The following is a 13,391-nucleotide window of genomic DNA, read 5'->3' on the forward strand; positions in this document are numbered from 1 at the left end:
TAAACAGGGATTGTAGCGAATTTTGGTGCTTGTTTAAACAATTTTAACCGCCTATTATTATGTTCATAAGTGATATTTTGCGGTATAAAAAAGGAAATAAAAATGAAAAAAATAATTCCATTACTTCTTATTATCGTCGTTGCTGCAAGCAGTTATTTTTATTGGCAACATTCCGAGCAAACGGCAGATAATGGCAATATCGCTCAATCGAACGGACGCTTGGAATTAAATCGTTTGGATATTGCCAGTCTTTATGCCGGACGGGTGCAGGAAATTTTTGTAGATGAAGGTGACAACGTGAAAAAAGATCAAATTCTGACCGCACTTTCATCAGAAACCGCCAACGCACAGCTGTCCGCCGCCAAAGCACAACGCCAACAAGCCTTAGATGCGGTAAATCGGGCAACAGCTCAAGTGGAAACCTATGTGCAACAACAAAAAGTGGCTCAGCTAGATTTAGATAACGCCTTAAAATTACGCAAAGAAAATTTAGTGTCTAATTCAGAAGTGACTAAACGTCGAGCGGATTTAGATCGCATTAAAGCGGCCGTGCAATCCGCCCAAGCGGCACAGGCAGAAGCCAAAGCAGCCACCGAAGCGGCACAGGCTCAAATCGATCAATCATCATCAATTATCAACGATCTCGTCATTCGTTCTCCTATCGACGGCAAAGTAGAATACCGCTTTGTGGAATTGGGCAATGTGGTTAATGCAGGAACCCGTGTAGCCAGTTTGTTAGATCCGAGCGATGTATCAATGAATATTTTTGTGCCGATGACGGAAATGGCTAAACTCAAAGTGGGCGATGAAGCCCGTATTGTATTAGACGGCATTGATGCGGTGTTCCCAGCGACTATCAGCTATATTGCCGACTACAACCAATTCACCCCGAAATCCGTAGAAACCCGGCAGGAACGCACAAAATTTATGTTTAAAATCAAACTTAAAGTGTCGGCAGAAGTGGCGTTGAAATATAACAGTTTGTTAAAAAGCGGTATGTCCGGCAACGGCTATGTGCGGTTGAATAACGCAGACTGGCGACCGAATTTAGCGGTAAAATTGCCTGAATAGGATTCGATATGAACGCAGTTTCTATTACCAATTTATCCCACCGTTATGGCGACACACAAGCCTTGAATATGCTCTCACTCAATATTAAACAGGGGGCGACCGTAGGCTTGGTGGGACCGGACGGCGTAGGTAAATCTACCTTGTTATCACTGATTGCCGGAGTAAAAATCATTCAAACCGGTCAAGTAACCGTGCTGGGCGGCAATATAGCGGAAAAATCCAGCCGGGAAAAGCAGCTGCCACGTATTGCCTTTATGCCGCAAGGTTTGGGGCATAATTTATATCCTACATTGACCATCAGTGAAAATATCGAATTTCACGCCAATTTATTCGGTTTAAGCAAAAAAGCATTGAAAGCCCGCACTACCCGTTTATTGCAAGCTACCGGTTTAACGCCATTTGCCGACCGTGCCGCAGGTAAATTATCCGGCGGGATGAAACAAAAATTAAGCTTATGTTGTGCCTTGGTGCATAACCCCGATTTATTGATTTTAGACGAACCCACCACCGGCGTGGATCCATTGTCGCGCCGTCAATTCTGGGCGTTAGTGGATAATCTGCGGGCAGAATCGCCGAATATGACTGTCATTGTCGCTACCGCTTACATTGATGAAGCACAAAGCTTTGAATATTTGATTGCGATGGACGACGGCAAAATTTTGGTCAGCGATAAAACGGAAAACGTGCTGAAAACCTACCGCACTTTATCGCTGGAGGATGCCTATGTACAAATGCTACCGCAAGAAAAACGGGGCAGTGGCGAAGGGTTGAATCTCACACCCTTTGTGAAAGATCCAAACTTGCCGCCGGCAATGGAAGCGGAAGGATTAACCAAGCAATTCGGTGATTTCACCGCGGTAAATAATGTATCGTTTAAAATCGAAAAAGGGGAAATTTTTGGCTTTTTAGGCTCAAACGGTTGCGGTAAATCCACCACAATGAAAATGCTTACCGGCCTACTGGAGCCCACCAGTGGTAAGGCACAATTATTAGGGAAATCCATTGCCGCAGGTTCAAACGAAATCAAAAAGCGGGTGGGTTATATGTCGCAGGCATTTTCCTTGTATGAAGAACTCACCGTACGGGAAAATTTGCAATTGCACGCCCGTTTATATGAAATCCCCGAACAGCAACGGGAACAGTTTATTGCCGAATCCTTAAACCAATTCGATTTGGAAAAAGAAACGGATTTATTGCCATCATCCTTGCCGCTCGGTATTCGTCAGCGTTTGCAACTTGCCGCAGCCTGTCTGCATAAACCGGAAGTGTTGATTTTAGACGAACCCACATCGGGTGTAGATCCTGCCGCTCGTGATATGTTTTGGCGTTATTTGCTGAGATTATCCCGCGATGACCGTATTACTATTTTTGTTTCCACTCACTTTATGAACGAAGCACTGCGTTGCGACCGTATTTCCTTTATGCACAAAGGTACGGTGCTGGGTGTGGGAACACCGCAGGAATTAATCGACTATTATCATTCAGAAAATTTAGAACAAGCCTTTATTCAGTATTTGTTAGTTGCGGAACCGGAAAACAATATTGAGATAAACAAAAAATCAGCGCTCTCTACCGAAAACAACGCAAAAAATACGGAAACCACACATAAAAGTGCGGTAGGTTTTCTCTACTTTTTTACCATGTTATGGGCGTTTGCCGTGCGAGAATTTAAAGAATTGGCACGGGATAAAATCCGTTTATTCTTTGGGGTATTCGGTCCGATTATTTTATTAACGGCAACCGGTTGGGCGGTATCTTTTGATGTGAACAAAATGAATTTGGGTGTGTACGATCAAGATCAATCGCAAGAAAGTCGAGCATTGGTTGAAGCTTTTTCCGGCACAGCCTATTTTTCGGTATTGCCAAACTTAAAATCCCGATCAGAATTGAATTTAATCTTAAAAAAGGCACAGGCAGAAGTCGTGATAGATATTCCGCCGAACTACGGTAAAGACTTATTGAGCGGTAAACAGCCGGAAATCGGATTTTTTATTAACGGTACTCAGCCCGTAAATACGGCAACGGTAAAAAGCTACATTACAGGCATTTTGCAAAATCATATAACGGAATTAACACATTCCACAACACAACCTGTAATTAATGTGGTGCCGCGTTTAATGTATAACCCCGATTCAAGAAGTGTTAATGCCATTACGCCGAGTTTGCTGATGATGATTATGATGATGATTCCGGCAATGATGACTGCACTTGGTGTGGTGCGTGAGCGGGAAATCGGTTCCATAACCAATCTGTATTCATCACCGGCTAACGTAGCTCAGTTTTTAATGGGTAAACAACTGCCTTATATTGTGATGGGTGTACTCAATTATGTAGCATTAATGTTGCTGACGATTTTTTGGTTTGATGTGCCAGTAAAAGGCTCTTTTCTTGTATTAACCGCAGGAGCGTTACTGTTGATATGGGCGGCAACCAGTTTCGGTTTATTGATTTCCAGCGTAGTAACTTCGCAAGCCGCCGCCATCGTAATGACAGCTATCGGCACATTGGTTCCTACAATGAATTTTTCCGGTATGTTATATCCCGTTTCCAGTATGGCTGATTGGGCTCAAATACTGAGTAATGCATTCCCGACAACCTGGTTTAAAAATATCAGTACCGGCAGTTTTACCAAAGGTATCGCCCTTGCCGATATGCAGGGTGATTTTATCGCCTTATTGGTTTTCGTTATTATTTATTTGGCGATAGCCTGTATTAAATTGAAAAAACAGGAGCCATAAATGCGGGCAATAAAATCTTTACTCACACTGACTTGGAAAGAAATAAAAAGCCTGTTCGGCGAACCTGTACTTATGGCATTTATGGTATTTGTGTTTACGGTGGTGATCTGGATGTTGGCAAAATCGATTACGGTGGATGTGAAAAATGCCCCGATCGGCGTTATTAATAACGATCATTCAACATTAAGTTATCGTATTATCGAGTCAATGCAAGAACCTTATTTCCAAAAACCGGTGGAAATTACCCGTGATGAAGCGGATAAAATGATGGATAGCAGTAAAATTATTTTTGTATTGGATATTCCGGTAAATTTTGAAAAGGACTTACTCGCCGGACGCAATCCGGAGTTACAGTTGCAAATCGATGCCACAATGATGACCCAGGCCGGTGCCGGTTCCACAATGTTAGTGGGCTACATCAATCAAACCATTCAAGAATTTTTGCAACTGCCAAGTGGCAAAGAACCGATTAAATCCGTTGTAAATGTGTTGTATAACCCTAATGCAGCCAGCGAATATTTCGTTCCCCCGATGAAAATCGGCGATATGCTGTCATTAATGGTGCTGATTCTCACCGGTGCCGCCATTATCCGCGAACGGGAACGCGGCACATTGGAACACTTATTGGTAATGCCGGTAAATGCCGTAGAAATTTTATTATCAAAAATCTTGGCTAACGGCATTGTAATTTGGTGTGTGGCAATGCTTTCCATGAAATTTGTAGTAATCGGTTTTTTAGGCGTGCCAATTGCCGGTTCACTGGCATTATATGGCGCCGGAATGTTCTTATTTTTATTTTCAGTTGCGGCAATTGCAGTAGTTCTCGCTGTGATTGCTCCCACAATGGCTCAATTTAGTTTATTAATGCTGCCGACTTATTTGGTGTTGTTATTATTTTCCGGCTCTGCTGCACCGCGTATTAATATGCCCGAATTGGCTCAAGCAATCAGCGAATACTGGCCGACCACCATTTTTGCCAAGTTATCTCAAGATATCCTGTTTCGCGGTGCCGATTTCGCTATTGTCTGGCATCAATTTTTCGCATTAGTCGCGGTTTCCACTATCAGTTTGGTAATAGCATTGATTAACTTTCAAAAAATGTTGGAAAAACAAGGATAATACCATGAAATTAACAAAACTTTCTTTTTCATTATTGGTCGTCTTGGTATTAGCGGCCTGTCAAAATACTCAAGTAGATATAGCAACCAAGGTGCAATTACCTGCTCAATTTCAACAACAAGGCACAGCACAAATTGAGTTAAGTCGTTGGTGGCAAAGCTGGAATGATCCCGTTTTAAGCGGTTTAATCGAACAAGGGATTCAACAAAATTATGATGTGCAAATTGCCCGCAGCCGTTTAAATGAAGCTAATGCCCAAGCCCGTTTGGCACAAGCGGATTTAGGGCCGAATGTGAGTGCCGGCGGCAATGCGGGCGAGCGTTATTCTGATGTTACCATTCCGACTTATAGCGGCAACAACATTGACAGTCACGGCACACAGCTTACCGGTGGTATCAGTGCCGGTTGGGAATTAGATTTTTTCGGACAAAAACGCAGTGATCGCGATGCGGCACAATTTTCCGCACTCAGCGTGCAAGAACAGATTCATGCAGCTCAAATATTGGTTGCAGCCAATATTGCCGAAAACTATCTGAAAGCCAAAGCCAGTCAACAGCAACAAGCCAATTTAAAACAGCAAATTGCCGTGCTGCAACGTATGAAAACCTATGTGCAAGGGCGATTTAACTCAGGCGATGCAACGGCTTATGAATTAAACCGAATCAGTTCGCAATTAACGGCAACCCAATCTGCACAAAGCCGTTTACAGGCAGAATACAAACAATATGTGCGTGCGATAGCGGTATTAACAGGGCAAACGCCGCAGACTTTTAGCCTGCCTGACAGCAGCAGAAATTTATTGGCCAATCAACCGCAAAGCCCAAGCGGACAAACACCCCAAGGTTTATTGGAACGCCGTCCTGATATTCGGGCTCAAGCCATGTCAGTTCAGGCTCAGGCAGCAAGAGTCGCCAGTGCCAAAGCTGATTTATACCCGCGTTTTACCCTAAATTTTATGGGACAGGGCGGACATATTGATATCGACGGCGATACGGCATTAAAAGGTTGGGCGAGTTTGCTGAGCTTGGGTATCAATATGCCTATTTTCACCAACGGTCGTATTCAAGCCAACATTGATGCCGCCGATGCCCGCTTAAAAACCGCATTGTTGAACTATGATAAAACTCTGCTACAAGCTTTGGCTGATGTGGATAACGCCTATCAAATGCAACAGGCATTAGTACAACAAAACCGACAACTGAAAAGTGCGGTCAATTCCGCACAAAAATCCGCTGCTGATGCAGAAAAATTATTCCGCTATGGCAGTCGCACACTGGATGAAACCTTAAATGCCCGGCTTTCCGCGATTCAATTACAAGATAATCTGATCCAATCCCAACTGGCACAAGGCAGTGCATTAATCAGTATATATAAAGCACTGGGCGGCGGCTGGTAGAAAAAAGTGCGGTTAAAATTTTATAAATTTAACCGCACTTTATTAATTTATACTCTAATGATATTCTTTTGACCTTTTTTATAGTAAACCGTAGATTGTGTTATTATTCTTTCATTGTTTTGTGAAGAACCGGAATTTTGTAATGGTAAACAATAATGAGTAAAACGATCATTATTTTTCCACAACCATACATTAAATAAACGTTCGGCTAAAAAAACAAAAATACGCTGTTGATATTGATCATAATAACTTATATCTATTAACGACTCTAAATTAAATAAAATACCAAACAACCACTCACAATATTCATCAGAAATTTCTTTTTTACTGATAAACATATTATAAGGAAAAAGGCTTGTCTGCCGAGAAATCTTATCAAACGCCTCTAGATAATCCGATTGATATTCTGCAATAATCTTGCGCGTTAAATCCCAGTCTTTAAGATAGTGATGTTTTATATATTGATCTTTTACGGTTATATTTCCCATGGTAAATTTTTTTGGCAAAATAATATCGTAAATAGAGAGAATAAGTTCCATTTCACTACGATCTAAAATTTTAGACTGATTAAATTTAGAAGCGAAAAAACGACGATAATGCACCAATCCCGCATATTCGCTTTTTACATTTTTCCATAGAAAATATAATGCGGTAAGTTCATAAAACCATGTGTTTTTATGGGCAATATTATCTAATTGATTTTCAGATAAATATCCCATATTCGGTTTAATTCCGACTTGAATTGGCGTATAAATCTGTGAATTAAAAGCAGCCGGTGCACGAAATACTTTGTGAGTTGCAATAAAAATATTTATATGTTGATTTAATCTATTCATAATATTTCCGCTTATTATTTAATTTCAATCGCTATAGCACTGCTATAACATTTAAATTTTTTATTATTTTTCACTATCCAAATGCTAAATAAACGTTCGGCTAAAAAACCAAATACGCGTTTGTTATAAGCGGTATATTGAGAAATATCTATTCGTTTTTCTGCTTCAAATAAAATATCAAATATCCATTGGCAATATTCATCTAATACTTCTTTTTTTGCCACAACCATATTGGCATAATAAATTCTATTTTGTTTTGCCATAGCATCAAAAACAGGAATATAATCGGGATATTTTTCTGCTATGATTTCACGGCAGATATCAAAATCACGTATATTATGATATTTAGCATACTGCTCCCGCAAAGGTTCATCCATTTCTACAGCAGCGGGGACGATAATATCATAACTTGATAATATTAATTCTATTTCTTCCCGCGTTAAAATAGACACTTGTTGATGACTTCTAAAAATAGGAATTTTTAATTCCACATTATCAGATACGCCAAGAATACTATTACGTTTTAGGATTTTTCTTATATCTTTATCACTGATTATTGACATTTGTCCGGAATGTCTTAATCCCAAATAACGACGATAATGGATTAAACCCGCATATTTGCATTTAACATTTTTCCATAAAAAATATAGTGCGGTTAACTCGCAAAAGTTAGTATTTTTATGTGCGATATTATCTAATTGATTTTCAGATAAATAACCCAAATTAGGAGCAGTACCGACTTGTAACGGAATATATATTTGGCCGTCACCTTCGGCAAACATTTGAAAAACCTTATGAGTAGCAACAAAAATATTAATATCCGGATTTAGTCTTTCCATTATTATCCTTTTTTAATTCATTTCAACGTAAAATGGCTTTAATTTTCCATTACTTGATAATGCAACCTTTACCATATCAGCAACTTCTAACGCTTCTTTTATTGTTACATCCATATCTAAATAACGATATGTGCCTAAACGTCCAACAAAAGTGATTTTATCTTCTTGCATCGCTTTAGATACATATTGATCCAATAACGCTTTATCTTTGACTAAACGAATAGGATAGTAGGGAATATCATTCTCACCACAATATCGGCTGTATTCTTTATAACAAATTGTTTTCTCATGTTGTTCCCAAGGAGCGAAGTGCTTATGTTCGGAAATACGGGTATAAGGAACCGACTCGTCACCATAATTAATAACGGCATTACCTTGAAAATCACCTTCATCACGGAATATTTCAAAATCAAGAGTACGATACCCCAAACGCCCCAATTCAAAATTAAACCACGCATCTAAAGGTGCCGACCAGAAAATATGTGAATATTGTTCTTTCATTTCTGGTTTATAGGCCGTATTTAACTTAACAGTGATATTGGGATGATTAAGTATATTTACTACAATCTCGGTATAACCGTTTTTCGGCATACCTTGATATTTATGGGCAAAATAATTGTCATCATAATTAAAGCGGATCGGTAAACGTTTAAGAATACTTGCAGGTAATTCTCTCGGTTCTACACCCCATTGTTTTTTAGTGTAACCATAGAAAAACGCTTTATATAAATCTTTACCGACAAAACGCATCGCTTGTTCTTCAAAGGTTTGCGGCTTAGTAATAGAGAGATCAGCTTGAGCTTCAATTAGATCTTTTGCTTCTTTAGGATAACAGGTTTTTCCAAAAAATTGGTTAATGGTATGCAGGTTAATAGGTAAAGAATATACTGCTCCACCACTAACTGTTTTTACTCGATTAGTGAACGGCATTATTTCACCAAAACGGTTAAAATATGCCCATACCCGTTCATTGTCCGTATGAAAAATGTGTGGCCCATAAACATGGACCATAACATTTGTTTCAGAATCGCGTTCGGAATAACAATTACCCGCTACATGTGATCGTTGATCAATTACTGTTGTTTTATAGCCTTGTTCCGCCAATTCACGTGCAATAACGGCATTAGAAAAACCAGCTCCAACGAATAAAAAAGATTTATTCATAACAATTAACTTTCCTAAAAAATAAGAAAAAACTTACTTCTTAAGAGCCCCTAAAATGCTACGCATAATTTGCTTGGTGATTTGGTTACGAATATTTCGACCTACGGATTTTGTTACCGAACTTACCACTTGTTCCGTCACAGTCAGCTGTTCGCCGCGTTTTTTAGTACCGAAAATCATTCGGCTGAAACTGCCTAAAATACCGTTATCCTTTTCTTCCTGTGCCTGCTCTGCCTGTTTTTGAGCTACTTGTTCCAAATTTGCTTGTTCGGCCAACATTTCAAAAGCAGAAACATTGTCCACATAATTATTGTAGTGAGTGAATAAATCATCATCTTTCACCCATTGTCGGCATTGTTCATCGGTTAATGGTTTAAGCCGGCTTTTCGGTGGATAAATGTAAGCTATTTCTACCGGTTTCGGCATCCCTTTGGCATCCAAGAAAGAAATTAAGGCTTCGCCCACACCCAAGATGGAAATGGCTTCCACTACATTAACATTCGGGTTGGAACGAAAAGTTTCAGCTGCGGACTTCACGGCTTTTTGATCACGCGGGGTGAATGCTCGCAAGGCGTGTTGCACACGGTTACCTAATTGCCCTAATACAGTATCGGGCAAATCCAACGGATTTTGGGTGACAAAATAAATACCCACGCCTTTGGAACGGATTAAACGCACTACTTGTTCTACTTTATCTACCAACACTGCCGGTGCACCGTCAAAAATCAAGTGGGCTTCATCAAAGAACATCACAAATTTCGGTTTGTCTGGATCGCCTACTTCCGGCAAGGTTTCAAATAATTCCGACATTAACCATAATAAAAATGCACTATACATTCTCGGCGAATTAATCAGCTTTTCTGAATTTAATACATTGATTACGCCGCGGCCGTCGCGGGTTTGCAGCCAATCATCTAAATTTAATGCGGGTTCACCGAATAAATTTGCCGCCCCTTCATTTTCAAGGGTTAATAAAGCTCGTTGAATAGCTCCCACACTGGCGGCGGACACATTGCCGTATTCCACTTGGTAGATTTTAGCATTTTCTGCCACATGTTTAAGCATTGCCCGCAAGTCTTTTAAATCAATCAGCAATAACCCTTTGTCGTCTGCTACACGGAATACCAAATTTAATAAGCCTTCTTGGGTGGCGTTAAGATTTAATAAACGAGAAAGTAATAATGGCCCCATCTCTGAAATGGTGGTACGCAACGGAATACCTGTTTCGCCGAAGACATCCCAAAAGGAAGCAGGATAACCGCTTAAATAGCTTTCGCCGCCCAGTTCAAATTGTTCGATACGCTCGGCAATTTTTCCCTGCATTTCACCGGGCTTAACAATACCGGATAAATCCCCTTTCACATCCACCAAAAACACCGGCACGCCGTCATCGCTGAATGCCTCTGCCATTTTGCGTAATGTCACGGTTTTCCCGGTTCCCGTCGCACCGGCAATTAAGCCGTGGCGGTTTGCCATTTTTACGGTGATGCCTAAGGTTTGTCCTTGATGAGTGCGGGCTAATGCGTATTCAGTCATAGCGTATTCCTTTTATTCCTTTCATTTATTAAAAAATTGAAAAATTTCTTTCATTGCCAATTCTCGGATATGATCACGCTCAAATAAAATTTCGTGTTTAGCGTGATTGATTTGTTTGGTTTCACAGTGCAAAAAAAGTGCGGTTAATTTTGCCAGATTTTTATTGCTGACGATTTTTTCTTTTTCCGAATATAAAATCAGTATGGGGATATTTACTTTTCTAATGGCACGAGGCAGTTTTTTCATTGCATTCAACAATAAGTGTACCCAGCGGAATGTGGGCCCGCCTAAATGAATAGCAGGATATTTCCGATTAATGCGGTTCATCCATTTCATTCGGGTTTTGCAAAAACTCAGTTCGTTATTATCCAAATTAGCCTGTTTATAGGCAGTTTTTCCGAATACATAACGCTTGCCCTGACCGAACAGCACCATTAGATGCACGATAATTTCATCCAACAGAGGGCGGTTTAAATGAAATTGAAAAAATGGGGCGGAAAATACCGCACTTTTAATGTTATGAGGATAATCCGCCAGATAAAAAGTGCTGATTAACGCTCCCAATGAATGAGCAATAATATGTTGTTGGGCGTATTGATATTGAGCATTCACCGTTTCAATTACAATATCCATATCATCCGCATAAAAACGGAATTGATCCAAATAACCTTTATCGGTATCAGTCAATAAACGTTGAGAATAGCCCTGTCCGCGATGATCAAAAGCCAACACATCGTAGCCCTGCTGATAAAAATCATAAGCTACTTCTGTCCATTTCAAAATGTTTTCCGAACGCCCATTGACAATAATTACCAATTTTTGTGATCGATTATCAGTATGCACAAAATGTCGATAAGCAATTTTTACGTTGCCATTGCCTTGTACATATTGCAAAGGAAATTGCTCGGCAAAAGGTAACAACTCTTTCAGCGCAAATTGACAGAAGTAAGGTTCTCTATTCATTAATCTTATTTTTGACGTTTCAATTGTTTTTGCAGTTTCAGCATTTTTTCTTTAATGCGTTGACGTTTTAACGGTGAAAGATAATCCACAAATAACACGCCGTTTAAATGATCAATTTCGTGTTGGATACAAATAGCCAATAAATCATCGGCTTCCAGCACAAATTCTTCGCCGTGACGATTTAAGGCTTTCACTTTCACTTTTTCTTTACGCGGTACAAATCCACGGCAATCAGGAATAGACAAACAACCTTCTTCAATACCGGTTTCGCCGCTGCTTTCTAAAATTTCAGGGTTAATCAATACGATTTGATTGGTTTTATCCCCTTCAATATCAATAGTGATCACTCTTTTATGCACATCTACCTGAGTTGCCGCTAACCCAATACCTTGATCATGATACATTGTGTCAAACATATCATCAATAAAGGTTTGTAATTCATCATTAAATTCAGTCACAGGCTGAGCAACAGTACGCAGTCGCTCATCAGGAAAATGCACAATATCTAAAATAGCCATAAATTTCTCTGCTTAATAGTTAATAAAATGTGAGCTTATTTTAACTGGTTTTGTTAAAAATAAGAAATATTCTTTAAGACACTTCTTATTCAATGTTATTTCATCGCATTTCTTATTTCATCTTTCAAAATCTTTCGATTTTTTGTGATCTTTATCACAAATTTCTATTTTAATACTTTTATTTTCGTTTTACTGGTTTAATATTATTTCAAAAGAAATCGAAAGTTATTTATCTTAATCCAAAAGGTAGGACGAAATGAGCAATATAAAACAACAAAAACTGCAAAAACTCTGTGATAAAAACGGTATTATCGGTGCTTTGGCCATCGATCAACGCGGTGCATTACGCCGTATGTTGGGTGATGATATACCGGCAAGTCAGGCGGAATTATTTAAATCTTTGGTGTCAAAAAATCTTACTCCTTATGCCTCATCAATTTTATTAGATCCTGAATACGGCTGGGTTGCGGCGAATCAAAAAGTGCCTAATTGCGGTTTAATTATGGCTTATGAAAAAACCGGTTACGATAAAAATATACCCGGACGTTATCCTGATTTGATTGATAATGTGTCCGTGTTACGTTTGAAAGAAAAAGGGGCGGATGCAGTGAAATTACTGCTTTATGTGGATGTGGACGAAGGTGATACAGTCAATGATGTGAAAAAAACCTTTGTGGAACGTGTGGGTGCCGAATGTAAAGCGGAAGGTTTGCCTTTCTTTTTAGAAATTCTCACCTATGATGCCGAAATTTCGAATAAGAAAGCATTCGCAAGTTTAAAACCGCATAAAGTGATTGAAGCCATGAAACAATATTCCGATCCGCGTTTTGCCGTTGATGTATTAAAAGTAGAGGTGCCGGTAGATATGAATTTTGTGCAAAGTTATGGCGATGATGTGGTGCATACCGCCGCTCAAGCACAAACCTATTTCAAACAACAAAGCGATGCCACAAATCTGCCGTTTATTTTCTTAAGTGCCGGGGTAAAACCAAAATTATTCCAAGATACCTTAATTTTTGCCAAACAAGCAGGCTCAAGGTTTAACGGTGTACTCTGCGGACGTGCCACTTGGGCGGGAGCCGCCGAACAATTTAAAGCTCAAGGCGAACAAGCGGCTAACCAATGGCTACAAAGCGAAGGGGTTAAAAATATTAGCGAACTCAACGACATATTAAAAGTTACTGCAACACCGATTAAATTCTAGGATAAAA

General features: G+C 39.6%; 11 protein-coding genes. 5 read left to right on the top strand and 6 right to left on the bottom strand.

Translation table 11 applies throughout. The features are described from left to right. Window positions 1-102 precede the first annotated feature (102 nt). Genes EDC44_RS01510 through EDC44_RS01525 form a run of 4 tightly spaced genes read left to right on the top strand, consistent with a single transcriptional unit; the run spans window position 103 to window position 6,324 of the window. Window positions 103-1,071, top strand: a complete 969-nt coding sequence (locus EDC44_RS01510) for an HlyD family secretion protein (RefSeq protein ID WP_131974676.1) — start codon at window positions 103-105, stop codon at window positions 1,069-1,071. An 8-nt stretch (window positions 1,072-1,079) separates the two neighbouring features. After that, window positions 1,080-3,809 carry a ribosome-associated ATPase/putative transporter RbbA gene (rbbA, locus tag EDC44_RS01515; protein ID WP_131974678.1) on the top strand — a complete coding sequence of 910 codons (2,730 nt, stop codon included), beginning with the start codon at window positions 1,080-1,082 and terminating at the stop codon, window positions 3,807-3,809. After that, entirely contained in the window at window positions 3,810-4,928 is a 1,119-nt protein-coding gene (locus tag EDC44_RS01520) for an ABC transporter permease (protein WP_131974680.1), read from the top strand. It begins immediately after the preceding gene. Window positions 4,929-4,932: 4 nt separating this feature from the next. Continuing rightward, complete coding sequence (locus EDC44_RS01525; protein ID WP_131974682.1) at window positions 4,933-6,324, top strand: efflux transporter outer membrane subunit; 1,392 nt, start codon at window positions 4,933-4,935, stop codon at window positions 6,322-6,324. Window positions 6,325-6,371: 47 nt separating this feature from the next. On the opposite strand, the gene EDC44_RS01530 is transcribed toward EDC44_RS01525, so the two are convergent. Genes EDC44_RS01530 through def form a run of 6 tightly spaced genes read right to left on the bottom strand, consistent with a single transcriptional unit; the run spans window position 6,372 to window position 12,180 of the window. Next, window positions 6,372-7,160 carry a DUF4422 domain-containing protein gene (locus EDC44_RS01530; protein WP_131974684.1) on the bottom strand — a complete coding sequence of 263 codons (789 nt, stop codon included), beginning with the start codon at window positions 7,158-7,160 and terminating at the stop codon, window positions 6,372-6,374. Window positions 7,161-7,174: 14 nt separating this feature from the next. Next, a complete protein-coding gene (locus EDC44_RS01535) occupies window positions 7,175-7,999 on the bottom strand; it encodes a DUF4422 domain-containing protein (RefSeq protein WP_131974686.1) in 825 nt (274 codons plus the stop codon). A gap of 12 nt (window positions 8,000-8,011) precedes the next feature. Then, the gene (gene glf, locus EDC44_RS01540) at window positions 8,012-9,163 is read right to left on the bottom strand and encodes a UDP-galactopyranose mutase (protein WP_131974688.1); all 1,152 of its coding nucleotides are present in this window, start codon (window positions 9,161-9,163) and stop codon (window positions 8,012-8,014) included. A gap of 33 nt (window positions 9,164-9,196) precedes the next feature. After that, window positions 9,197-10,699 (bottom strand): helicase HerA-like C-terminal domain-containing protein, encoded by a 1,503-nt coding sequence (locus tag EDC44_RS01545; RefSeq protein ID WP_131974690.1) that lies wholly within the window; start codon window positions 10,697-10,699, stop codon window positions 9,197-9,199. Between the two features lie 21 nt (window positions 10,700-10,720). Next, window positions 10,721-11,662, bottom strand: coding sequence for an alpha/beta fold hydrolase (locus EDC44_RS01550; RefSeq protein ID WP_131974692.1), 942 nt, complete (start codon window positions 11,660-11,662; stop codon window positions 10,721-10,723). Window positions 11,663-11,667: 5 nt separating this feature from the next. After that, window positions 11,668-12,180, bottom strand: a complete 513-nt coding sequence (gene def, locus EDC44_RS01555; protein WP_131974694.1) for a peptide deformylase — start codon at window positions 12,178-12,180, stop codon at window positions 11,668-11,670. Between the two features lie 256 nt (window positions 12,181-12,436). On the opposite strand from def, the gene EDC44_RS01560 reads away from it, so the two are divergent. Further along, entirely contained in the window at window positions 12,437-13,384 is a 948-nt protein-coding gene (locus EDC44_RS01560; protein WP_131974696.1) for a tagatose 1,6-diphosphate aldolase, read from the top strand. Window positions 13,385-13,391: the final 7 nt, after the last annotated feature.

It is taken from the genome of Cricetibacter osteomyelitidis (genome assembly GCF_004340985.1).
GTDB classification, from domain to species: Bacteria; Pseudomonadota; Gammaproteobacteria; order Enterobacterales; family Pasteurellaceae; genus Cricetibacter; species Cricetibacter osteomyelitidis.

What these genes read in the sequence shown, in the direction of transcription:
- EDC44_RS01510 (WP_131974676.1), top strand. Translation starts at nt 103, where the DNA reads ATGAAAAAAATAATTCCATTACTTCTTATTATCGTCGTTGCTGCAAGC.
- rbbA (WP_131974678.1), top strand. Translation starts at nt 1,080, where the DNA reads ATGAACGCAGTTTCTATTACCAATTTATCCCACCGTTATGGCGACACA.
- EDC44_RS01520 (WP_131974680.1), top strand. Translation starts at nt 3,810, where the DNA reads ATGCGGGCAATAAAATCTTTACTCACACTGACTTGGAAAGAAATAAAA.
- EDC44_RS01525 (WP_131974682.1), top strand. Translation starts at nt 4,933, where the DNA reads ATGAAATTAACAAAACTTTCTTTTTCATTATTGGTCGTCTTGGTATTA.
- EDC44_RS01530 (WP_131974684.1), bottom strand. Translation starts at nt 7,160, where the DNA reads ATGAATAGATTAAATCAACATATAAATATTTTTATTGCAACTCACAAA.
- EDC44_RS01535 (WP_131974686.1), bottom strand. Translation starts at nt 7,999, where the DNA reads ATGGAAAGACTAAATCCGGATATTAATATTTTTGTTGCTACTCATAAG.
- glf (WP_131974688.1), bottom strand. Translation starts at nt 9,163, where the DNA reads ATGAATAAATCTTTTTTATTCGTTGGAGCTGGTTTTTCTAATGCCGTT.
- EDC44_RS01545 (WP_131974690.1), bottom strand. Translation starts at nt 10,699, where the DNA reads ATGACTGAATACGCATTAGCCCGCACTCATCAAGGACAAACCTTAGGC.
- EDC44_RS01550 (WP_131974692.1), bottom strand. Translation starts at nt 11,662, where the DNA reads ATGAATAGAGAACCTTACTTCTGTCAATTTGCGCTGAAAGAGTTGTTA.
- def (WP_131974694.1), bottom strand. Translation starts at nt 12,180, where the DNA reads ATGGCTATTTTAGATATTGTGCATTTTCCTGATGAGCGACTGCGTACT.
- EDC44_RS01560 (WP_131974696.1), top strand. Translation starts at nt 12,437, where the DNA reads ATGAGCAATATAAAACAACAAAAACTGCAAAAACTCTGTGATAAAAAC.